This window comes from Corallococcus caeni, from assembly GCF_036245865.1.
Classification (GTDB): Bacteria; Myxococcota; Myxococcia; order Myxococcales; family Myxococcaceae; genus Corallococcus; species Corallococcus caeni.
Window position 1 is genome coordinate 206,536 of sequence record NZ_BTTW01000013.1, and the last position, 22,915, is coordinate 229,450.

The 22,915-nt window shown below is 68.9% G+C and carries 17 protein-coding genes; 8 read left to right on the forward strand and 9 right to left on the reverse strand.

What is annotated here, in order from left to right; translation table 11 throughout:
- Nucleotides 1-20: 20 nt before the first annotated feature.
- The 6 genes from AABA78_RS37010 to AABA78_RS37035 all read right to left on the reverse strand — a co-directional run bounded on the left by AABA78_RS37010 (nucleotide 21) and on the right by AABA78_RS37035 (nucleotide 8,336).
- Entirely contained in the window at nucleotides 21-1,472 is a 1,452-nt protein-coding gene (locus AABA78_RS37010; protein ID WP_338270193.1) for an NAD(P)/FAD-dependent oxidoreductase, read from the reverse strand.
- Nucleotides 1,473-1,608: 136 nt separating this feature from the next.
- Nucleotides 1,609-1,989 carry a VOC family protein gene (locus AABA78_RS37015; protein ID WP_338270194.1) on the reverse strand — a complete coding sequence of 127 codons (381 nt, stop codon included), beginning with the start codon at nucleotides 1,987-1,989 and terminating at the stop codon, nucleotides 1,609-1,611.
- 26 nt (nucleotides 1,990-2,015) lie between these two features.
- The gene (locus AABA78_RS37020; protein ID WP_338270196.1) at nucleotides 2,016-3,050 is read right to left on the reverse strand and encodes a serine/threonine-protein kinase; all 1,035 of its coding nucleotides are present in this window, start codon (nucleotides 3,048-3,050) and stop codon (nucleotides 2,016-2,018) included.
- A 3-nt stretch (nucleotides 3,051-3,053) separates the two neighbouring features.
- Nucleotides 3,054-4,202: an oxygen-binding di-iron domain-containing protein gene (locus tag AABA78_RS37025; RefSeq protein ID WP_338270197.1), complete on the reverse strand. Its 1,149-nt coding sequence runs from the start codon at nucleotides 4,200-4,202 to the stop codon at nucleotides 3,054-3,056.
- Nucleotides 4,203-4,349: 147 nt separating this feature from the next.
- Nucleotides 4,350-5,792, reverse strand: coding sequence for a hypothetical protein (locus AABA78_RS37030; RefSeq protein ID WP_338270198.1), 1,443 nt, complete (start codon nucleotides 5,790-5,792; stop codon nucleotides 4,350-4,352).
- A 78-nt stretch (nucleotides 5,793-5,870) separates the two neighbouring features.
- Complete coding sequence (locus AABA78_RS37035; RefSeq protein WP_338270199.1) at nucleotides 5,871-8,336, reverse strand: flagellar assembly lytic transglycosylase; 2,466 nt, start codon at nucleotides 8,334-8,336, stop codon at nucleotides 5,871-5,873.
- A gap of 110 nt (nucleotides 8,337-8,446) precedes the next feature.
- Between AABA78_RS37035 and AABA78_RS37040 the strand changes: the two genes are divergently transcribed.
- From AABA78_RS37040 to gspC, 4 genes are all read left to right on the forward strand, one after another.
- On the forward strand, nucleotides 8,447-10,690 hold the full coding sequence (locus AABA78_RS37040) for a GAF domain-containing sensor histidine kinase (protein ID WP_338270201.1): 2,244 nt from the start codon (nucleotides 8,447-8,449) through the stop codon (nucleotides 10,688-10,690).
- Between the two features lie 50 nt (nucleotides 10,691-10,740).
- Entirely contained in the window at nucleotides 10,741-11,439 is a 699-nt protein-coding gene (locus AABA78_RS37045) for a TFIIB-type zinc ribbon-containing protein (RefSeq protein ID WP_338270202.1), read from the forward strand.
- 123 nt (nucleotides 11,440-11,562) lie between these two features.
- Nucleotides 11,563-13,083: a M35 family metallo-endopeptidase gene (locus AABA78_RS37050; RefSeq protein WP_171420957.1), complete on the forward strand. Its 1,521-nt coding sequence runs from the start codon at nucleotides 11,563-11,565 to the stop codon at nucleotides 13,081-13,083.
- Nucleotides 13,084-13,259: 176 nt separating this feature from the next.
- A complete protein-coding gene (gene gspC, locus AABA78_RS37055) occupies nucleotides 13,260-14,105 on the forward strand; it encodes a type II secretion system protein GspC (RefSeq protein WP_338270231.1) in 846 nt (281 codons plus the stop codon).
- A gap of 4 nt (nucleotides 14,106-14,109) precedes the next feature.
- On the opposite strand, the gene AABA78_RS37060 is transcribed toward gspC, so the two are convergent.
- A complete protein-coding gene (locus tag AABA78_RS37060; RefSeq protein ID WP_338270204.1) occupies nucleotides 14,110-16,071 on the reverse strand; it encodes an ABC-F family ATP-binding cassette domain-containing protein in 1,962 nt (653 codons plus the stop codon).
- A gap of 124 nt (nucleotides 16,072-16,195) precedes the next feature.
- Between AABA78_RS37060 and AABA78_RS37065 the strand changes: the two genes are divergently transcribed.
- Both AABA78_RS37065 and AABA78_RS37070 read left to right on the forward strand, forming a co-directional pair.
- Nucleotides 16,196-17,941: a serine/threonine protein kinase gene (locus tag AABA78_RS37065; protein ID WP_338270205.1), complete on the forward strand. Its 1,746-nt coding sequence runs from the start codon at nucleotides 16,196-16,198 to the stop codon at nucleotides 17,939-17,941.
- A gap of 169 nt (nucleotides 17,942-18,110) precedes the next feature.
- A complete protein-coding gene (locus AABA78_RS37070) occupies nucleotides 18,111-18,407 on the forward strand; it encodes a hypothetical protein (RefSeq protein ID WP_338270206.1) in 297 nt (98 codons plus the stop codon).
- A 4-nt stretch (nucleotides 18,408-18,411) separates the two neighbouring features.
- On the opposite strand, the gene AABA78_RS37075 is transcribed toward AABA78_RS37070, so the two are convergent.
- Together AABA78_RS37075 and AABA78_RS37080 are read right to left on the reverse strand one after the other, a co-directional pair.
- Nucleotides 18,412-20,643: a hypothetical protein gene (locus AABA78_RS37075; protein ID WP_338270207.1), complete on the reverse strand. Its 2,232-nt coding sequence runs from the start codon at nucleotides 20,641-20,643 to the stop codon at nucleotides 18,412-18,414.
- Between the two features lie 165 nt (nucleotides 20,644-20,808).
- Nucleotides 20,809-21,069, reverse strand: a complete 261-nt coding sequence (locus AABA78_RS37080) for a hypothetical protein (RefSeq protein WP_338270208.1) — start codon at nucleotides 21,067-21,069, stop codon at nucleotides 20,809-20,811.
- A 154-nt stretch (nucleotides 21,070-21,223) separates the two neighbouring features.
- Here AABA78_RS37080 and AABA78_RS37085 point away from each other — a divergent pair, with 154 nt between their 5' ends.
- A complete protein-coding gene (locus AABA78_RS37085; RefSeq protein WP_338270209.1) occupies nucleotides 21,224-22,063 on the forward strand; it encodes an SGNH/GDSL hydrolase family protein in 840 nt (279 codons plus the stop codon).
- On the forward strand, nucleotides 22,060-22,911 hold the full coding sequence (locus AABA78_RS37090) for an NmrA family NAD(P)-binding protein (RefSeq protein ID WP_338270210.1): 852 nt from the start codon (nucleotides 22,060-22,062) through the stop codon (nucleotides 22,909-22,911). The genes AABA78_RS37085 and AABA78_RS37090 overlap by 4 nt, the downstream gene beginning before the upstream one ends.
- Nucleotides 22,912-22,915 lie beyond the last annotated feature (4 nt).

The window sequence follows — 22,915 nt, forward strand, 5'->3', positions numbered from 1 at the left end:
GGGGAAGGCTCCGGAGCCGCCTACCAGGCGGCGTCCACGCTCCGGTAGTAGTCGCGGAAGTACGGCACCATGCGCTCGCGGTCGTTGTCGACGACGTAGACGAACTCCGGCGGCAGCACGTAGTCGGTGCCAATCTCCTCGTAGACGGTGGTGATGGTGCGCTTGAACATGCGAGCGAACGTCTCATGCCAGCCGACCTTGGGGATGCGGATGCCGTGCTCCCAGCCGGCTGCGGCGTAGTGCCGCGCCGTCTCCTCCATGGCCTCCTCGCGCGTGAAGCGGTTGATGGGCTTGCGCTCGGGGGGGAAGACGTTCTCCATCAGGCCGTCCTGTCCCAGGATGAGGCCGGCCATGTGCTGCGCCACGAGCGGAGAGAGGAACAGCCCGTCGCGGTAGGTGCCGGAGGCGATCCACAGGCCCTGCACCGACGTCCCGCCGATGAGCGGCAGCGTGTCGATGGCGATGGGGCGGTTGCCCACCGCCGTGGAGATGAGCTTCGCGCCCTGATAGCCCTGGTGGATCTGCTCCATCATGCAGTCCATCAGGAAGAACACGTCCGACACGGTGGGCCGGTCCGCCGGCGCGAGCATCGTGTTGTTGGTGGCGCCCACGTAGACGCGGTTCGCGCCGCGAGGCACGACGTGCAGGCCGCAGGCGAAGGCGCGGTTGGGCGTGCGGATGACGCTGGGGTTGAGGGGGAAGTCCGTCGTCTCCAGCACCAGCGACGTGCCCATGCCGGGCAGCAGGCGGGGCACGCGCCGGGCCAGGTCCGGCAGCGAGTCCAGCACCTTCTGGCTCTGCACGCCCGAGGCGAGCAGCACGTGCTTCGCGGACAGCTTCTGGCCATCCGCCAGCTGCACGCCCACGGCGCGGCCGCCCTCCACGACCAACGCGCTGACGGTGTCCTCCAGGAAGGAGACGCGCGACGAGCGCACCGCGGCGCCGGCCAGGCCCGCCAGCAGGCGGCTGGAGTCCAGCGAGCCCTCATCCGGCATGAAGAGCGCGGCGGTGGGACGGCTGTCGCCGGCGGGGTGCATGCCGGTGATGTGGAGGGGGTTCACGTCCTCGAAGCGCTCCTGGTACTCCTGGAGCGTGCGGCGCATGACGGTGAAGTTCTCATCCTCGATGAGCCCGGAGCGGTTGTTGGCCACGACGAAGGTGCCGGGCGTGATGGCCAGCCGGTCCGCCTCCGGGAGCTGCGCGTTGAGGGCGGCGAGCCACGTGGGCCACAGCTTACGGGCCTGGAGGCCCAGCCCCAGCTTGATGGGGCCGTACTTCCCGGCCACGGACGCCCGGGTGATTTCACCGAAACATCCCATCATCGCGCCGGCCGCCGGCGAGGCACCGTAGGTCCGGGCCACGGGGCCGATGACCGCGACGCGGACCTCCGGGTCCCGGGCAATCAGCGCATTGGCGGTGGAAAGCCCCAGGACCCCATTGCCAATGATGAGAACGTCGAAGCTGCCAGCCATGACGGAATGCTCCTGCTCGAGGTGTGCGTCAGCCTGGGCCGCGCCCCGAGAAAGTATCACGCCGTCTTCCGCGTTACCCGGGCTCGCCGTCTTTCCCCGGACCCTGAGGTGTCACTCCTGACTGGGATTGGATGTATCACCAGCCGCCGTAGGGCACGGTGATGGCTTCCATGTAGTGGCCATTCGGGTCCTGGAAGTAGACCCCGCGACCTCCGTCATGGGTGTTGATCTGGTTCTCCTGCCGGCCGAACGGGTCCGCCCAGTGCTGGATCTTCCGGTCGCGGATCTTCGCGATCAGCGACTCGAAGACCTCCTCCGTCACCAGGAACGCGTAGTGCTGGGCGGAGATGGCGTCCTGCGTGGTCATGTAGTCGAGCGACGCCCCATCCGTCAGCTTCACCACGTGGAAGTGCCCGAAGCGCGTGGGCTCCGGCAGTCCGAGCAGCTCCGCGAGGAATCGCGCGGACGCGACCTGATCCTTCGCGTGGATGATCGTGTGGTTGAATTTGACAGACATGGCGGGCCCCCTGCGGAAGGAGCCCGCTATAACGCGCGCCCGCGCTGGAGTGCCAGCGGCCACAGCTTCGCCAGTTCAGCGCGCAGCACTGTTGCGCTGGCGTAACGCTCCTCCGGCCGCTTCCGCATCAGCTTGAGGACGGCCTGCTCGAAAGCTTCCGGCAGCTCCGGACGCAGCTTCCTCGGCGGCACGGGCGCCTCCTGCACGTGCATCAGCATCAGCGGCACGGGCTGCGCGTGACGGAACGGCAACTGCCCGGTGAGCAACTCGTACGCCACGACACCCAGCGCATACAGGTCCGTGGCCGGTGACACCTCCGCCCCTGTCACCTGCTCCGGCGCCATGTACTCCGGCGTCCCCAGCGTCGCGCCCTGGGCCGTGTTGCCCATCACGTGCGCGCTCTTGGCGAGCCCGAAGTCCATCAGCTTCAGCACCCCCGTGCGCGTGATGAACAGGTTCCCAGGCTTCACGTCCCGGTGCAGCACGCCGTGCGCGTGCGCGTGCTCCAGCGCCACCGTGGCGTGCGTCAGCCACCGCAAGGCATTGGCCAGCGTCGGGCGCCCCTCCAGCATCACCTGCCGCAGGTCCTTCCCATCCAGCAACTCCACCGTCAGGTAGTGCCGGTCCCCATCCGAGCCCACGTCGAAGACGTGCAGGATGTTCACGTGCTCCAGGGCGCGGGCGTGATCCACCTCCTGGCGGAAGCGCGTCACCATCGCCTCGTCCGCGTACGGCACCGCCAGCACCTTGAGCGCCACGCGCTGGTGATTCTTCAGGTCCAGCGCCTGGTACACCGCCGATGTTCCGCCCACGCCCAGCCACTTCTCCACCCGGTAGCGCCCCGCCACCACCTGCCCCGGGACGAGCCCCTGGCTCGCGGGCGACGGGGGCCGCGGCGTCACGGCCCCCTGGATCAACGTGCCGCCTGGAGACACGGGCGTCCGCACCTGCGGCAGCGTCGGCTCCGAGCCGTCCTCGGCCACCGCGTTGCCCGGACGCGCGTTCAGCGCCTCCGGGCCCAGGTAGGTCAAACCTCCGCTGTCTCTGTCCTTGGGCTCCACCCGTCACGACTCCAACAGCGAGACGGGGGCCGGCGCACCCGCGCCTTCGATGTCCAGGTGCGGCGTGGGCAGGTTGTACTCCGCGGCGGCGATGGTGGCCTCCACCATGATGGGGCCGGAGATCTCCGACGGCTCGCCCTGGCAGAGCACCTCCACCACGTGCTCCAGCGTCCACTTGCCCATGCGGCCCACCTCCAGCCGCGGGCCGTTGAACTTCGCCGTGTCCGACAGCGCGTCACTCGCGGAGAGCTTCGCTTCCACGGAGTCGCCCAGGTAGCCGCGCGCCAGCGTCAGCACCCGGTCGATGACCGAGTTCCAGGCCTGGAGGTGCGTGCGGTCCTGCGCCTCGTCGATGATGTCCAGGCCCACCTGCAGCCGCTCCATGCGCTCCAGGAACTGGTGCACCAGCTTGCCCCGGATGATGCGGCCGTGCTGCGGGGCGATCATCTCCACCGCGGGCGTGAGCTTCCGGATGGCCGCCACCGCGCGCACCAGCGCCGAGTTCACCGGCATGTAGATTTGATGGAACGCCCGGATGCCCGTCCAGTCGGACTCGTCCGCCCACAGGCCCTGCGCCTTGCTGTCCGTGAGGCCGCCGAAGAGGTCCCCCGTGAAGAGCACCCGCGTCTGCGGGTCGTAGAGCATCACCGCGCCCCGGAAGTGGCAGAAGGGCGACGGCACCGGCAACAGCTTGTGTCCCGTGGGCACGCTCAGCCCGGCCGTGAACTTCTCCGTCGGGATGAAGCGGTTGCGCGGCAGGTTGAAGTGGACGATGAGCCGCCAGGTGTCCTCGGAGCACAGGATGCTCGCGCGCGGCGAGTAGCGCGCGGAGATGATGTTCGCCGAGGACCCCACGTCCGGGTCCTGGTGGTTGATGAAGAGCGCCGACAGCCGGTCCATCCCACCAATCAGCGACACCACCTTCGTGTGGATGGTGGAGAAGTCGCTGCTCGACCCGGGGTCGATGAGGAGGTTGAACTCAGAGGGTTTCTTCGTCCGCGCGTCCGTGCCCCGAAACCGGCGCAGGTACGGGTTGGCGAAGAAGATGCCGCCGGGCTCACGCTTCCCGACCCAGAAGGTCTCGGGGGCGATCTCCACGGCGGTGCGGTTGAGGTCTATCTGTTGAGGGCTGGGGGCGCTGGGCTGGCTCATGGCGTGTTTCCTTCACGCAAACGAGAGGGGGATTTGCCCCATAAACCTATCAGCCTATCCCTGCCCCCGAGCCCTTTCCCTCGCCCACGGCCAGGAGGGCATGAGCGCCGCTTCTCGCTCTGCCCCCACCCGGAAATCAGGACCAATTCAGTACTCGCCAGACTCCTTGCCTGGCCGGTCGTCGAAGAGCTGCACCCAGCGTCCGTCGAAGCCGCCGTTCTGGGGCAGATACCACCCGCCCTGCAACCAGAAGCCCTGCTCCTGCCCGTCGATGTCGTCCGTCACGCCCGAGTGCACGAAGTAGTCGTGCTGCCACCAGTACGCGTTCGCGGAGGCCGGGTAGCCGCTGGCGCTCGCGCGCGTCTGGCCTCGCGAGTCCACCACCGTGCTCGCCCAGGCCTTGTCGCCGAATGAGCCGCCGCCACCGCCCGTGTCGGACGCCTTGTCGTTGAGCTCGAACGTGCCGAAGAACCACGCCTTCGCCGGGTAGCCCTCGCGGTCGTCCTCCCCTTCCACGTCGCGCGTCTTCGAGAAGAAGCGCTGCATCCCCGCGCTCACCTCCGCCTGCCCCGCCTCGTTCACCACCGGGCTCTCCAGGTAGAAGAAGCGCGGCGAGTCCGGCAGCCAGTGCGTCGCGTAGCCGCCGAACTCCCAGTGCGTGGGGAGGATGTCCGCCAGGTCCTGCAGCTCGTACGTGACGCGCTTCACGGCGGGCCAGTTGGCGGAGGTGCCGTTGTCGTAGCGGCTGGCCTGCGCGTCCGCCGTCGAGTACCGCACCGGCTGCGCGTTGAACGCCGCCACCGCCGCCGCGTCGTCCTCCGGCACGAACGCGAAGTGCAGCTTCTTTCGCCCGTCGTCGTTGTTCACGTCCGCCTCCGCCTTCCCGCCCGACGCCATCCGGCCCGCGAAGAACGAATACGGCTCCGTCACGAAGCGCAGCTCCTGCCCGTGCGGCGCCAGCAGCTTGTCGGACCACTCCGCCTGCCAGATGAGCAGGTGGCTGCCCGTGCCCGTTTGCATGAAGTTCAGGTCCGTGCTGCCCTGCCGGCGCACCACGTTGCGCTTGTGCTGCGTCACGACCGCGAACGCCACGGACTCCCCGCTGCCCGGGTTGCCCACCACGTTGCGAAGCTGGAGCTCGACGCGCTCCCAGTCGTGGAGCTGCCAGTTGCCCGCCGCGTTCTTATCCAGCGCGTGATACAGGTGATACACGAGGACGAGGTTCTTCCCCCCGTCCATGTACTCCAGCAGCGACGTGTAGAGCGTGGGCCGGATGCGCCATTTGTCGAAGGCGCTGGGCCCCGTGCGCGACGCGTCCACGTACTGGTTGATCTGCTTCCAGTGCAGCTTGTTGTTGGAGAAGTCCCCGTCCTGGTCGAAGTCGAAGCTCGTCAGCCAGTCGTAGCCGTGCTTGCCGTCGTTCGCGTTCGCGCGCTTGAAGATGACCGGCGCGTAGTAGCGCAGGAACGCCTGGCGCTGCGCGTTCGTCAGCGACCAGGCCTGCGCCTCGGCTTGCGCCGGGAAGCACAGGCCCACCAGGGTGAACAGCGCGACCGCGAGGGGAGCGATTCTCGTTCGGAGGGGGAACATGGCGGCCGACGAAACCACGGCCCGCCCCTCCCCCTCCACAAAGAATACGCGAATTCAGGCTTCAGCCAGGATTACACACTAACGCGAGGCACTGGGCATCACCGGCACCTTGGGCGCGCGGCCGTAGAGGAGCTGGTAGGTGTTGTAGGAGCGCAGCACGCGCTTGATGTAGCCGCGCGTCTCCGCGATGGGGATCTCCTCCACCCACGCGTCCAGGGGCAGGTCCGGGCTGGCCGCGCGCCAGCGGTTCACCGCGCCGGAGCCCGCGTTGTAGCTGCCCACCGCGTAGGGCGTGTGGCCCTTGAACTGTTTGATCAGGCCGCCCAGGTAGTGCGCGCCGAAGCGGATGTTCAGCTCCGGCTGGAGCAGCGAGTCCACGGTGAACTTCTTCACCTTGAGCTCGCGCGCCACGCCCTTCGCCGTGGAGGGCATCAGCTGCGTGAGGCCCATGGCGCCGGCCCAGGACAGGGCCTTGGGATCCAGCGCGCTCTCCTCGCGCATCAGCGCCTGGAGCAGGTCCGGCTCCACGCCCGCGGTCGCGGTGTGCTTCTCGATGAGGTCGCGGAACGCGTTGGGATAGGCCACCTCCCACACCGGCCGCGTCTGCGCGGTGATGCGGCCGCTCAGGTCCTTGCGCAGCGCGAGCCGCGCGATGGCGTGCGCCGAGCGCGCGTCGCCGGACTGCGACAGCACCATCACCAAGAGCCGCATGGACTCCGGCGGCTGGTTGGTGCGGTTCACCAGCATCAGCTCCGAGGACACGGAGTCCGGGAAGCCCAGCCGCAGCAGCTCCACGCCCGCGCGGAAGTGCGGGTCGTCCCCCATGGGGCCCGCGAACATGGGCCAGGGGCTGGCCGCCTCCGGCACGTCGAAGATGGACGCCGACACGCGCTCCAGCCGCTTCGGGTCCAGCTCACCCAGCTTCGAGCGCGCCATCAGGCCGTAGTACGTGGCCGGGTGCTCCACCGCGAGCTTCTCCATCAGCTCCGCGGCGCCCTGGATGTTGCCGCGCTCCTCCAGCGTGCGGGCCCGCCAGTAGCGCGCGCGCTCCACGTCGTAGGACTCGTCCGCGTTGGCGAACTGCTCCTCGATGCGGTCCAGGAAGGAGAAGCCCCCGTCCTCCACCTTCGACGTGCGCGCCACCCAGAAGGCCTTGAAGAGCGCCTCGCCCAGGAAGTCGCCCTTGGGGTACAGCCGGGCCACCTCGTCCAGGCGCGCCATGGCGTCCTTGGGGCGGTTCGTCTTCACGTACAGGTCCGCCGCGTAGAAGAGCGCGTCGTCCGCGAACGAGTGGTCCGGGAACTCCTTCGCCAGCCGCTCGTAGGTGTCCGGGCCGTGCTGCTGATCCACGATGGAGCGCGACGAGCCCAGCACGTACAGCGCGCGGGCCAGCAGGTCGCGGTCCTTGCACTGCTCCACCACCGGCGTGAGCACCTGGATGGCGGCGGTGTGCTGACGCTCCTTGCGCTGTCCCTTGCCGAAGGCGAAGTGCGCGCGGCACGCGAGCGCGTCCGGCAGCTTCAGCGTCTTGAGCATCGGCTCCAGGATGGCCATGCCCTGCTTGTTGCGGTGCGCTTCAATCAGCGCCTCCGCGCGGCCCACCTTGGCGTCCGTGGGCGGCGTCAGCCCCTTGAGGCGCTTCTCCACCTGCTTGACGATGGGCGACAGGGGCTGGCTGGCCCACAGCTTCCACAGCGCGGCCTTCTCCGCGGCCTTGTCCTTCTTCTCCACCGCCAGGTCCGCCGTGGCGATGAGCGCCTCCGCGCCCACGTTGCGGCCCCAGCCCGTCATCATGCGCTGGGTGAGCGGCGTCAGCGCCTCCATGGCGCCGTCGTAGTCCTTCTTCTTGCGCAGCACGCGCGCCAGGCCCAGGCGCGCGTCCACGTACATGCGCGAGCCCTCCGGCACCTGCTTGAAGCTCGCCGCCGCGTCGTCCAGCCGGCCCTGGGACTCCAGCGCCACGCCCGCGTGCGTGAGGCAGCGGTCCTTCAGCGCCGGGTAGTCGTTGGCGAGCGCCGCCATCTCCGTCGCCGCCGCCTTGTCGTCCCCGGCCCGCACCGCCGACAGCGCGCGCAGGTAGCGCACCGGCAGGCTGTCACCCTCGCCCTCCAGCAGGGTGCGCGCCCGGGTGTACTGGCCCTTGTCGAACGCGTCCTTCGCGTCCCGCTTCTTGCCGTCCGTGAAGTACGGCGTCAGGTCCTCCAGCCCGTAGCGGCGCCCGCGGTGCACCACCGGCGTGGGCGGCGCGATGCCCGGGAAGGCCGGGTTGAACACCTGCACGTAGCCCACCGGCGACGGCGCCTTGTCCGCGTCCGGCGGCGGCGTCAGCTGCGCCTCCGACGGCGCGCTGTCAGTGCGCGTCGTGGGGGCCTGATCCGTGTCGTCATCGGCCCCCGGGCCGGCCGGAGCCGCGGAGGGCGCGGTCGGCGCCGGAGCCGTGGCGGCCGGAGCCGTGGCGGGAGTGGGGTCGGCGGGGGCGGGAGCCTGCGCGGACAACAGCGCCGCGGAAGCAAGGAGGGCGAGATGCTGGAGGGACACTTTCATTCGCGGGGGCCTCGGGGACCCTGGGAGATGCGCTCGGGCACGCCCGAGGACAACTGGGGATGGATGGAAAATTTCCAGCCCCTGACAGAGGTTAGACTGTCCGCCTGCACATGGATATCCGCACCCAGAGCGCACTGCTCGCTTCCATCATCGGTCTGGCGCTGGGCGTGTCCATGTTGTTGCGCCCCGGACGGCCCCGGGTCCTCACGCTCTACTCCGTCTTCACCCTGACGGTCGCCGGGTACTACCTCAGCCTCTTCTTCCACAGCATCTTCCCCGCCCAGGACTACCCCTGGGTGTCGCGCATCGCACTGGGGGCGACGGTGCTCGTCGTCTCCCTGGTGCCCGGGGCGGCGGTCGCCTTCTTCCTCGAGTTCCTGGGGGTCAGCAAGGGCGCCCATCAGGTCGGCCGGCGGCTCGCCCTCCTGTCCGGCGTGCTGGGGCTGACGGTCGCCGTTACACCGTTGGCGGACAAAGCATGGGCGCGGGTGGCGATGGGCGCCTGGGTGCTGGGCACCCTGTTCACTTCCGTGTCCTTGCTGGTGCACCGGGTGCGCACGACGGAGTCGCGCATCGAGCAGTTCCGGCTGGCGTACCTGGCCATTGGCGCGGGCGCTGCGGTGGTGTTCAACGGGCTGGACTTCCTGTCGCGCTACGACATCCCGTTCCCCACGCTGGGGCCCGTCTTCGCGACGCTCTACCTGTTCTTCCTGGCGCAGACGCTGTTGCGGCTGCGGCTGATGGACCTGCACGAGCTCTTGGGGAAGATCGCCTCGCAGACGGTGCTGGCCATCATCCTGGCCGCGGTCTTCACGGTGCTCACCGCGTGGGTGGACGAGAACACGTCGCTGTTCGTCTTCAACACGGTGGTGGCCGCGTTCGTCATCCTCATCCTGTTGGATCCGCTGCGCACCAAGGTGGAGGAGATGGTGGTGCGCATCTTCTTCCGCGAACGCTTCGCGCTCTTGGGCACGCTGAGCACCCTGCGCGTGCGCATGGCGTCCGTCATCGAGATTTCAGAGCTGGCGCGCGTGGTGCTGGACGCGCTGCACGAGACGGGGCGCGTGACGCACGCGTCGGTGTACCTGATGGCGGAGGACCGGCCCGGGTACCGGCTGCTGGATTCGCGCGGGCCGCTGCCGGTGGCGCTGCTGGACACGGCCGCCGCGCGCGGCGTGCTGTTCGCGGTGGCCAGCGGGCAGAAGGCGGTGCTGCTGGAGAACATCGAGCGGCGCATCTCCGTGATGCGGGTGCAGGCGGTGGAGGGCAAGCGCTTCCGCGATGAATTGAAGCGGCTCAACGACACGCGCGCCGCGCTGCTCCAGATGAAGGCGGGCATCTGCGTGCCGCTGCTGGGCAACGACCGCGTCATCGGCTTCCTGAACCTGTGGGACGAACGGGTGCCGGAGGCGTACGCGTCGGATGAAATCGCCCTCATCCTGGAGGTCTCCGAGCGGATGGCGACGGTGCTGGAGAACTCCAAGCTGTACGAGAAGATCCGCGAGCGCGACCGCCTGGCCGCGCTGGGTGAGATGGCGGCGGGCCTGGCGCATGAGATCCGCAACCCGCTGGGCGCCATCAAGGGGGCGGCGCAGTGCCTGGACCCCAAGCAACTGCCGGGCGAGGACGGCGAGTTCCTGGACGTCATCGTGGAGGAGGTGAACCGGCTCAACGGCGTGGTGACGGCGTTCCTGGACTACTCCCGGCCGCTGAAGCAGAGCTTCGGGCCCACCGACCTCAACGAGGTCGTGACGCGCACGATGCGGCTCATCCAGAACGACATGCCGGCCACCGCGGAGCTGGCGGTGGAGCTGGACCTGCGCCTGCCGCGCGCGGAGGGCGACGCGGAGCAACTCAAGCAGGTGCTGATCAACCTGGTGCAGAACGCGGTGCAGGCGATGGGGCAGCAGCCGGGCCGCATCACGGTGCGCACGGAGAAGCCGGAGCGCTTCGGCGACTTCCGCAGCGCGGGCGGTGAGTTCGTGGAGGTGCGCGTCTCCGACAACGGCCCGGGCATCCCGGCGGATCAGCAGCCGCACATCTTCGTGCCCTTCTTCACGACGAAGCAGAAGGGCACGGGCCTGGGGCTCGCCATCTGCCAGCGCATCGTGAAGAACCACGGCGGCACCATCAGCGTGCAGAGCAAGGTGGGCGAAGGCACCGCGTTCATCATCCGGCTGCCGGCGCTCCCGGCCGAGCCGGTGGAGGGCGCGCTGCCGGAGGGCACGCCCGCGCCCCCGACGCGCCCCTCGCAGCCCGCCCTGCCCGTCCCGGAGGAGCTGCGCGAAGCCGCGCCCGCCCCGAAGCCGTCGGAGCCCAAGCCGAAGAAGGAGAAGCGCCGCCGCGCGGGGTGAGCCCCCCGGCATCCCGTTTCCGGGGAAGACCCGGTAGGCTGGCGGACGCCATGCAGGCGTGCCCCTACTGCCAGACGACGATGCGCAACACCTACTCCCGGGGCCTGGTGCGCGACGAGTGCGGTGCGTGCGGCGCCGCCTGGTTCGAGGAGGAGATGCTGGCGCGCGTCGTCGGCGCGCCCACGCTGACGGCCGTCTTCGAGCAGGCGAAGGGCAAGCCCGGACGGTGCAAGGGCTGTGAGGCGTCGCTCCAGTACGTCCCGGGCTGTCCGTCCTGCGGGCGTCAGGCGCCCACCTGCCCCACGTGCGGCGCGGCGCCTCTGCCGGTGGTGGAGCTGCGCGACGTGGCGGTGGACGTCTGCGGGAAGTGCCGGGGCGTGGCCCTGGACGCGGAGGAGCTGGCCCGGCTCCAGAAGGCCGCGGAGCCGGAGCCCCGCCCCCAGCCGCCGCCCACCGCCGACTTCGAGCACGAGTACGAGGACCGGCGGAGCCTGAACCTGCTGCCCAGGGTGCGCATCGGCGACGAGCCGGCCTGCGTGACGTGTGGCCGGCGGATGGATGCGCGCTACGGCTTCGTCTGGGAGGAGCGGCTGTACTGTGGAAGCTGCGCGCCGGAAGGCTCCGCGCCGTACACGGACGAGCTGACCAAGGCCCAGCCCAGCGAGACCTACGGCCGCCGCGCGCGGCACCTGAACAACAGCGCCGCGGAGTCCGCCGTCGTGTGGCTGTTGTCGAAGATCTTCAAGTAGCCGCGCGGCTGTGACAATTCTGGTTACAAACCGGCGCCCCGAGTAGCGCATTTGTCACATTGATAAATCCATCCAAGCTGTTGCACCCTGCCCGGGCAGGACACCCAACCAGGGGGAAGATGGATGAAGTTGACATGTCTCATCGTGGCCGCGCTCGTCTCAATCCCACTTCACGCGGACGCAAAGGAAGCCCTCCAGATCCAGCTCTCGTCCGAGGCGACGAAGTTCCCGGCGGACGTGCCCGTGGACCTGAAGGTCACGCTCACGAACGTCTCTGACAGCCCGGTTCGGATCCTCGGATACCACACGCCCGTCATCGAGGGGATCGAAGCGGACATCCTCTCCGTCTCATTGGAGCGCGAGCCGGTGGAGTACATCGGCCGGCTCTACAAGCGCGCGGCGCCCACCGACCGCGACTACCTGACGCTGAAGCCGGGTGAGAGCGTCTCTGGTGTTGCATCGCTCTGGGACAACTACGACCTGGCCGTCTCCGGGACCTACACGATCCAGTACAAGACGGAGGTCTTCATCAGCCCCCGGTCCGACATGGAGCTGGCCTTCTCCAACGTCATCTCCGTGTACATCGAAGGGCGCAAGCCGCGCCCCAACCCGGATGACCTGGACGGCGAGACCAAGATCGTCGACGGCAACAACGAGAAGTTCAAGGGCTGCAGCGACTCGCAGAAGAACGCGATCATCTCCGCGCGGCAGCATGCGCTGAACTACGCGGACGACTCCTATGACTACCTGGTGGCCGGGACGGTCGACACCCGATACACCACCTGGTTCGGCGACTTCGATGGCTCCCGTTACGGCACCGTCCGGGACCACTTCCGCAAGATCCGCGACGCCGTGGACGGCGAAGACATCAAGTTCTACTGCAATTGCAACAAGGACGCGTTCGCCTACGTCATCCCCTGGGAAAACTTCAAGATCCACCTCTGCAAGGACTTCTGGCCCGCGTCGACGACCGGCACGGATTCCAAGGCCGGGACGCTGATTCACGAAATCAGTCACTTCTGGTCGGTCGCCAGCACCCGCGATATCGCGTACGGGCACTCCGCGGCCATGGACCTCGCGGACTCGAAGCCTCACAAGGCCATCAAGAACGCGGACTCCCACGAGTACTTCGCGGAAGCCACGCCGTACAGCCCCTACAATCCCTGTGCTCCGACCGTGACCTCGCACACGGGCGCGCCCATCACCGCGACGTGGGACGGGGCGAACTGCCACGTGATGAACATCCCCGCCGGAGCGTCGCCGTTCATCTACAACAACAGCTACTACGTCAACGCGGGCTCCAGCACGTCGTGTCCGGCGCCTTCCACGTGGGACGGGGCGAATTGCTACATCCTTCCCTACCCCTCCTGGAGCACCGGCTACTTCGTCTGGTCCGGGAGCCTCTACCTGACGCCTGGGCCCGGCAATGCCTGCCCCTCGCCGACCTGGTTCGACGGGGCCAACTGCTACGTCATGCCGCTGCCCTGGGGCTCGACGCCCTTCAAGTGGTCGAACAACCTCTACATCACGCCGCTGCCCTCGTGCCCCATCGGAGGCTTTGATGGCGCGCACTGCTATGTCGGCGCGGCGCCCGCCAGCCGCACGGCGTCCATCTGGGGCTCGTCCTTCTATTACAGCCACTGAGGGCCGGCCCGGACATCGTGTCATGACGGGTTGTCATTCCGGGCACCGGGCGTCCGCGACACCCGGTCCACCGCCCGGCTGAGCTCGCGCGGTGCTCCCTCTGGGGCCGCCGCTGGCCCCTGGCTTGCTCAAGGCCTCCCTGTTCCAAACAGGGAGGCTTTTCCGTGAACCGTGGAATGCAGAGGTACCTCCAGGGCCTGTCCGTCCTGCTTGTCTTTTCGTGTGCCCTGACGGCCGCGTTGCTCGTGAACCAGGGGATCGCGGTCCTGGTTGTGCCCGGCGTCCGGGACACGTGGGCCGCTGCTCCAGCGCGTTCGAACGCTCCTCCCGCTCCGGCGCTGGATGCGACGCGATTGGCGCAACTGACCGGCCTTTCGTTCGTCACCGGAGTGATGGTGGATCCGGATCGTCCGCCGGATCTGCGCCGGAGCACGCTGGGCATCCGGTTGCTGGGCACCCTGGTGTCACAGGATCCCCGGTGGTCCATGGCCTCCATCCATGAGCTTCCGGCCGGCAGCGCGCGCAGCGTGATGCTCAGTGACGCCATCCAGGGCGCCCGCGTCTTCGCCATCGAGAGGGAGCGCATCCTGCTGCTGGTGGACGGGCGGCTCGAATACATCGACGGCACGGGGAGCGTGGCGCCCGTTCCGGTGAACATCCAGCCCGGCGCTGCCCTGGGCCGGGGCATCCGCGAGACGGGCGCGGAAACCTACGCCGTGCCCCGCGAGGACGTCACCGAAGCACTCACGCACCTGGATGAACTGATGATGCAGGCGCGCGTCGTCCCCTCCTTCCGGGACGGCCGCACGGTGGGCTTCAAGCTGTTCTCCATCCGTGAAGGGTCGCTCTATTCACGGCTGGGGCTGCGCAACGGGGACGTGCTCCAGCGCATCAACGGCCTGGACCTGGACAGCCCCGACAAGGCGCTGGAGGCCTTCCACACGCTGCGCGATGCCCGGCGCGTCGAGCTGCAGATCGAACGCGGCGGCGCCCCGGTCCGGAAGGTCTTCGACGTCCGGTAGGCCCCTACGCCTGCGCCGCCGCCAGCTTCTCCTGCGCGGCCTCCCATCGGGCATAGAGGTCCTCCAACTCCTCCTTGCCCGCGCGGTGCGCGTCCATCAGCGGCTTCGCCCGGGCGAAGTCGTTGTAGAGCACCGGGTCCGCCAGCTGTCCCTCGCGATCCTTCTGCTCGGCCTCCACCTTCGCGATGCGCTCCTCCAGCTTCGCGATCTCCTTCTTGATGGGGCCCTCCACCACGGACCTGCGCTGGCGCGCCTCCGCCTCCAGGCGCTTGCGCTCCTTCTCCGACACCGGCCCCGCGCTCGCCGCTCCGCCCTTCCCGTTCGACGCGCCCGTGTCCGCGCCCTCCGCCGCCAGGCGCTGCTGCTCCTGGTGGTAGAGGTACTCGTCCAGGTTGCCCGGGTGCGACGTGAGCTTGCCGTCCGCCACCTCCCAGACGTGCGTGCACAGGTTGTTGATGAAGCTGCGGTTGTGGCTCACGAACAGGAGCGTGCCGCCGTACAGCTTCAGCGCTTCAATCAGCATCTCCGACGAGTCCAGGTCCAGGTGGTTCGTCGGCTCGTCCATCAGCAGGAAGTTGGATGGAATCAGCAGCAGCTTCGCCAGCGCCACGCGCGCGCGCTCGCCACCGCTCAGCACGCCGATGGGCTTCTCCACGTCGTCGCCGCTGAAGAGGAACGCGCCCAGCACGCCGCGCACGTAGCTCTCCGGCTTGTCCGCCGCCAGGGGCCGCACCTCTTCGATGATGGTGTTGCGGCGGTCCAGCTTGTCGGCGTGGTGCTGCGCGTAATAGCCCACCACCACGTTGTGCCCCAGGGACACCTTGCCGGTGTCCGGCGCCAGCTCCCCCGCCACCATCTTGAGCAGCGTCGTCTTGCCCGCGCCGTTCGCGCCCACCACGGCGATGCGCTGGCCCCGCTCCAGCCGCGCGTCCAGCCCGTCGTAGACGGTGAGCGCGCCGTAGCGCTTGGTGATGCCCTCCATCAACACCACGTCCCGGCCCGAGCGCTCCACTTCCGGGAAGCGGAACTTCATCGTCTGGCGCTCTTCCAGGACCTGGACCTTCTCCAGCTTGGCCAGCATCTTCGCGCGGCTCTGCGCCTGCTTCGCCTTGGTGGCCTTCGCGCCGAACCGGTCGATGAAGCCCTGCAGCTCCGCGCGGCGCTGCTCCACCTTCTCCGCCCGGGCCTGGAGGAGCACCATCTCCTCCGCGCGCTGGCGCTTGTAGTCCTCGTAGTTGCCGGCGTACTCGCGCACGCCCTCCATCTCCAGCGACACCACCCGGTTGATCTGCCGGTTGAGGAAGTCGCGGTCGTGGGAGATGAGCACCATCGCCTTGTTGGAGCGGCGCAGGAACCCGTCGAACCACGCGAGCGTGGGCACGTCCAGGTGGTTCGTGGGCTCGTCCAGCAAGAGCAGGTCCGGGTCCTGGAGCAGCAGGCCCGCCAGCGCCGCGCGCATCCGCCAGCCGCCGGAGAGCGCCTGGGTGGGCTTGGACAGGTCCGCGTCCTTGAAGCCCAGGCCCTTGAGGATGCGCTCGGCGTGGTGCCGGCCGTAGCGGTTCTCGAAGTCGTCCAGCTCCGCGTGGAGGTCCGCCAGCGTCTGCGCCAGCTCCAGCTGCTCCTCCTCGTCCGTGGCCTGGGCGAGCGCGCCTTCCGTGTCCTTCAGGCGCGACTCCAGCGAGTCCCGGCCGGGCACGGTGCTCATCACCGCCTCCACGACGGTGCCCTCCGGCAGGCCGGCGATCTCCTGGGGCAGGTACCCCGCCCGGGCCCGGCGGCTGTACTGGACGGTGCCCCCGTCCGGCTGGCTCACCCCGGCGATGATCTTCATCAGGGACGACTTGCCCGTCCCGTTGGCCCCCACCAGGCCCACCCGGTCCCTGGGACCAAGGGTGAAATTGTCCTCGTCGAAGAGGACCTTCTTTCCGTAGGCGAGGCTGATGTCCTGGGCGATGACGAGGCTCATGGCGGAGGGGGGAGATAACAGCCGGCAAGCCCTACGGGAACGGTTCTGATGCCTGCCTGACTGCCCAGGGAGCACATCTCCCCGGTTGGGCGGAAGGCGGGGCTTGCCTATACTCCCGGCACCCATGGCCGCCCCCTGCCCCCACTGCGGTAGTACCGAAGGTCAAGATCACCTGTGCGCGGCGCAGAGCCTCCAGCTCCTGGGCCAGGTCCTGGACGGCCGCTACAAGATTGAGAGCGTCCTGGGTCAGGGCGGCATGGGCATGGTGTTCCGGGCCACCCAGACGTCCGTGCAGCGCCCGGTGGCCGTGAAGACGCTCAACCCGTCGCTCGCCGCGGCGCCCCAGTTCTTCGAGCGCTTCCGCCGCGAGGCGGAGATCGCCAGCCGGCTCAGGCACCCGAACGTCATCACCATCTTCGACTTCGGCCGGGCCGCGGACGGCACCTGCTACTACGTGATGGAGCTCCTCAAGGGGGAGAGCCTCAAGGAGCTGGTGAAGCGCGAAGGGCCCATGACGCTGCGCCGCGCGGTGAACCTGCTGGAGCAGGCCACGCTGGGGCTGGCGCACGCGCATGAAGAGGGTTGCGTCCACCGCGACCTGAAGCCGCACAACATCATGGTCCAGGCGCTCGACGGGAAGGACTTCGTCAAGGTGCTGGACTTCGGTCTGGTGAAGGCGCTGGAGCAGGACGAGGAGGAGCAGCTCACCTCCACGGGCCAGGTGCTGGGCACCCCGCAGTACATGCCGCCCGAGCAGGCCGGCGGCGAGTCCGTGGACCAGCGCTCCGACCTCTACTCGATGGCGGGCGTGCTCTACTTCTGCCTCACGGGCAGCTCGCCCTACGGCGCGAACACGGTGCGCAAGGCGCTGACGGCGTCGCTGACGCAGCCCGTGCCCCCGGTGAACAGCAAGCGCCAGGGCGCGCCGGTCCCACCGGAGCTGGATGCCTTCTTCACCAAGGCGCTCGCGCCGGAGAAGGAGGACCGCTACCAGAACGCGCAGGAGTTCATCGACGCGCTGCTGGACGCGGTGGAGGGCCTGTCCGCCGACGAATTGGACGCGCACCCCACGGGCGGCACGCCGGGTGTGGAGCGAGGAACGGGCAGCCGCAGCCGCGCAGGCTCTGGAAGCCGCGCGGGTTCGGGGAGCCGGCTGGGTTCGGGGAGCCGCGCGGGCCGTGCACCCGCCACCGGCAAGACGGGCTCCCGCGCGGGCCTGGCCCCGCCCCGGGGGACCACCCCGGCGGGAGCGCAGGCCGCGCCGCGTGGGACGTCCAACGCGAACAGCCCGGCGCCGGTGGCCGCGAACCGGGCCCGTCCCCCTGCCCCCCGCCAGGTGGAGCCGGAGCTTCCGCCCCCGCCCAAGGGCATGTCCGGGGGTATGAAGGCGGCGATCATCGGCGTGCCGTTGCTGCTGATTGGCGCGGGTGTGGCGGTGGTGATGACGCGCGGAGGGGGTGAGACGACGCCGCCCCCCGTGGCGATGACGCCTCCGAGAGCGCCTGTCGAAGCGCCGCCCGCGCGTGTGCAGGAGCCGGCCGCGACGCCTCCTCCGGCGGCGCTGCCGCAGGACGTGACGGTGGAGTTCACCTCCACGCCTTCCGGCGCGGCCATCTTCGACGGGGAGGCGCAGATTGGCACCACGCCCACGAAGCTGATGCTTCCGCGGGAGAAGGCCTCCGTGCTGCGCTTCAAGCTCACCGGGCACCAGGACCAGGAGAAGACCCTGGACTACAGCCGGCTCGCGGACACGTCGGAGCAGCACGTGAACGTGCGCCTGGATCCCGTGCGCGCCGCGCCGCCGTCCCGGCCTACGAAGCCGTCGAAGCCCTCTGGGGGCAACGACCCGGGCATCGGCGTGTTCGAGTAGGCCGCGGGTTCGACTGCCGTCACCTCAATCGGCCAGGGTCATTTGCCCTCTGTGCCTTCAATCGACCGTCGGCGAGCAAGGTGAAGAGGTCACCTGCTCGCATTGCACGACGTGATTCGTCGCGGGTCAGCCACTCGCTCCGAAGGTGCTGCCTCATCCTCCGCGGAAGATGCCATCGGCGCCTCCTCCCGCGGCGCTGCCGCAGGACGTGACGGTGGAGTTCACCTCCACGCCTTCTGGCGCGGCCATCTTCGACGGGGAGGCGCGGATTGGCACCACGCCCACGAAGCTGATGCTTCCGCGTGAGAAGACCTCCGTGCTGCGCTTCAAGCTCACCGGCCATCAGCACCAGGAGAACACCCTCGTGGAGCCGGGTGCGCCCCATCCCCGGATGGGCACGAACTTCATGAACTGGGCGCGGGTGAAGCAGGGCGACACCTTGCACGGTCTCGCCCAGCTCCCCTGACGCGTTATTCGTCGATCCAGTCCTTGGTGTACGGGTCGATGGCCGTGTCCCACGTCGCCTTGGGCTTCGCGCCGCTGACGTCGACCTCGATGTACGGGTAGCCGCCGAGCGCGTTCGAGCCCAGCGTGCCCTTGGACTTCCAGGTCAGCCCCAGGGACGCATTGGTGCCGCCGCCCACCAGCGCCGCGTCGTAGACACCCTTGACCCAGAAGTACATGTAGTCCGGGTCGTACCAGTAGCCGGTGATGGTGCGCTGGGTTGTCGCGCCCTCGAGCCCCGCGAGGGTGACCTTGTGCAGGATGCCGTCCCAGTCCAGGCCGTTCGGGTACGTCCACGCGCTCATGCTCGTCACGGCGGGGAGGCCGCCGTTCTTGTCGCGGATGTTGGCGGCCGGGGACCAGTTGCCGCGGATGTGGCTGCCCCACTTGTACGTGCCCTGGCCGATGGTGCGCTCGCCGAAGGTGATGGTGCGCGTCCAGACGGGGTTGACCGTGGTGCGGGGGATGGCACCGCTGAAGACGACGCACATGGAGGCGAAGCTGGTGCAGCCCGCGCCCTCGCCGCCGGTGGTCTCACCGGGCTGCCGCGACTTGATGGCCGGCTCCATCATCAGGGCGTAGCGCTTGTCGGTGCCGCTGGTGGAGTGCAGGGTGACGCGCGCTTGGACAGCCTTCCAGGTCGCCTCGCTGAGGATGAAGTCCGCGCGGCCGATGAGCTGGGCGGAGTTCTCCACGGCGATGGGCACGCCGTTGGGGCCGCGCACGACGACGCCGATGCCGTGGTTCTTCTTGCGCAGCGCGATGTCGTTGGACGCCTCCGCGACGGTGTTCATCCGGCCCGGGTAGGTGCCGAGGATGGTGCCGCCCGCGCCCACGTTGATGACGTCCTGGGCTCCGCCCCCGCCCGTCTGGCCGGTAGGGTAGCCCGCCACGGCGGTGACGCCGGTGCCGTCCTTGTTGCGGCTGAAGAAGTCCACGTAGGCATGGCCGATGGAGTGCGACAGCCCGACGAGCTTCTGGTTGACGTGGGCGCTGCCGAAGGTCTCGCTCTGCAGGAGCGCGGCGAGCAGGGCCTTGGGGCTGGCGTAGGCGGCGTTGCTGAGCAGCGGCGCCGCGCCGTCCGCGCCGTCCGCGGGGACGAAGTAGATGCTCATCACGTACTCCTTCGCCGGAGGCGGCGGGGGGTTGCAGGGCGGGCCGTTGCCGCCGCAGACGCCGCACGCGTCCTCCTCCAGGCCGCTGCCGATGACGCCGTCGCACCCGATGCACTCCGAGTCGTCGCCGCCGCAGACGCCGCAGGCGTCGTAGACGCGGCCACTGCCCATGACGCTGTCGCAACCGGGGCAGGTGGAACCGTCGCCGTTGCAGACGCCGCAGAGGTCGTAGACGTGGCCGGGGATGCCGTCGCAGGGCGGGCAGGACGACGAACCGGTGGCGTCGCCGCCGCAGACCCCGCAGGCGTCGTAGGCGGTGCCGCTCCAGGGGATGCCGTCACAACCCTCGCAGCTGGAGCTGTCGCCGCCGCAGACACCGCACACGTCGAGCTGCTGGTTGCTGCCCATGACACCGTCGCAGCCGGGGCAGGTGGAGCCGTCGCCGTTGCAGACGCCGCAGATGTCGACCGTGTCGCAGATGGGACCGCCGTCGGAGCCGGTGCCGCCGTCCGTGCCGGTGCCCGCGTCCACGACAACGCCGCCGTCGGAGCCGGTGCCGCCGTCCGTGCCGGTGCCCGCGTCCACGAAGACGCCGCCGTCGAACCCGGTGCCTGCGTCCACCGTGCCCGCATCGATGGAGACGCCGCCGTCGGAGCCGGTGCCGCCGCCACAGTCACAGCAGCTCTGGGGGCCGTCGTAGACGGTTTGGCAGCCGCCAGCGCAGGTGGCGTCGCAGTTCGCCTTCTGCGACGCCTGACAGCTGTCCATCACGCTGCAGGTGTTGCTCTCCGGGCACCACGACGCAACCGTGGAGCCGTTCGTCGGACAGTAGAGGTGATAACCCGTCCGCGACGAACAGCCGGGCGCGCACGTCACGACGCCCGCGTCGAACACAGGGACGCTCGCGTCCAGCGTCACCGTGCCCGCATCGAGCCGGTCGGGCACCGACGCATCGCGGGTCGTCACGGCGGTGGCCCGCGGTCGCGCGGCTCCCGGCTCGTCGTCAGCGCGCTCGTCCGGTTCGGTGCTGACACCGCAGCCAGCCAGGAACATCCAGGTGATGAAACACAGAACTCTTTTCATGAAGCCTCCCCCGCGGACCCCCGCGCCTTCCAGGCGCGTGTCGCCTCGCAGGAGACCAAACATGACAAGCGGGTCTGACGGCAATGTCAAATCTAGGTGATTATTCCGTCCATGCGGTTTTTGACGCAGGGATACAATCTTTAAACACAGACGACGCGCGCTTCGTCATGGGCGCGGGGATGGAGGCGGCCCGACGCGGCACAGCCGCTCCACCTCGCCTTGTGTGGGCGGTGGTGCCACCGCGTCCTCCGCCCGGGGGCCTGCGACGCAGCGGTGCTCCGGGCGGGCCAGCACGCTCTGGCGGGTGCGCTCCAGCCCCGCCGCGCACGGGTCCAGCGCGTGGTTGTCGCACAGCGAGAACACTCTGTGGCGCGCGGTGCCCTCCCACGCGTCCAGGCAGCCCGGCGGGGCGTTGTAGGCGAGCACGCCCCCTGCGCGGTTGGGAGTGGAACCTGAGCAAGTCACGCGCCGCTGCGTAAGAACGGAGTCATTTCAAGGGTTTGGCCGCGGGGCAACGCGAGCTGACCGTTCAGCCCCTGTCCGGTACCTCTATGCCTCCCAATCACCGGAGACGGGGCACATGGAATGGTCAACTGAACAGAGGCGCTGGCTCGTGAAGGTCCTTCAACCGGAGAGGACCGTCTCGTCGCTTCCGGGCGGCGGCAAAGTATCTGCCGAGACATGCGCCGCCTTGCTTGGCCTCGAGCCGGAGACGTACCGCGCCGAGCTCGCTCAGAGCCAGAAGGGAGCAAGAGAAGCCGCACAGGGGCTGCTCGCGGAACCCGAGTTCAGCCGGATGCTGGAAACACTGCCGCTGCGCAAGAGCGCACGCCTTGTCACGTTCGGCGACAGTCACACGGCGGATCCTCAATCCTGGGCGGTCATTCTCCAGGAGCTGGTGGCTGCTCAGCGTCCCCATGATGCCGTCTCAGTGGCCATCAACGCGGTAGGCGGTGAGACGACCACGCATGGGTTGGTGCGGATAGGGACCGCCCTCCTCCAGGAGCCGGATTGGCTCATCTTCTTCATCGGCGTGAATGACGCGCGGACTCAAGGCCCGAACGCGGGCAAGACGCTCGTTGACGCCCGTGAGACTGCGCGCAACCTTGAGGAGCTTCGCTCCCGTGCTGCACAGGGGACGCAGGCACGTCGCCTGTGGGTGACGCCTCCCCCGGTCCTTGAGGATCGCGTGTCGAAGCACTGGGGGCTGTCCCGCTTCGGAGTCCACTTCCGCAACGAGGACGTCCGCCGTGTCGCGGAGGCCATCCGTGCCCTCGAGGAGCCCACGGTCGACCTCTTCGCGGCCTTCGGCGCAGCTCCACCGCCTGAGCTCTTCACGGAGGATGGCTTGCACCTTTCGCTTGCCGGTCAGCGAAAGGTCGTCCTTGAGCTCATGCGAACCTGGAGCCGCGTTCAATGACATTCTTGGTCACTGGCGCGACAGGGAATATCGGCTCTCTCGTCACCCATCGCCTCATCAGAGACGGGCATCGTCCCCGCGTCTTCGTCCGGGATGCAGCCAGAGCACGGGCGCTGTTCGGCGACGCGGTCGACATGCACGTCGGCGACCTGGCCAGGCCAGGCCCCGCTCTACGGGAGGCACTCGCCGGCAGCGACGGCGTGTTTCTGCTCAACAGCGGGCCACGCCTCGCCGGTCGGGACCGAGCCGTCGTTCAGGTCGCTGTGGATGCAGGTGTGAAACACATGGTGAAGCTCTCGACGCTGGACGTCCGGACCGGGGTGGGGACCGGCCCATGGCACGCGCGCGGCGAGGACGCGGTCCGGCAGAGCGGTATCCCGTACACGTTCATCCAGTCAGCCGCCTTCATGTCGAACGTGCTCGGTTGGGCGCAGTCGATTGCCACGGAGGGGGTCCTCCGTTCCTCGACCGGGCAAGGGAGGATCGCCTTCATTCATCCCGACGACCTCGCCGACGTCATCACCCACGCACTCACGACGGGTGAGCACATCGGAGAGTCCCTGGTGGTCACCGGACCCGAGGCGCTGAGCTACGCAGCCATGGCGGCCAAGATTGGCGCGGTCATTGGGAAGGAGGTCCGCTACGAGGAACTCTCAGACGAAGAAGCCCACGAGGCTGCACTCGCATACAGCGGTGGCCGGCAGTATGCGGACGCGCTTGTGGACATCTGGCGTGCCATCCGAGACGGCAGGCTGACGACTGTCTCTGACGGCGTTGAGCGGGTCCTCGGCCGCAAGCCCCTCGCCTTCGACCGCTGGATCAATCAGAACGCCGAAGCCTTTCAGTGAGGGG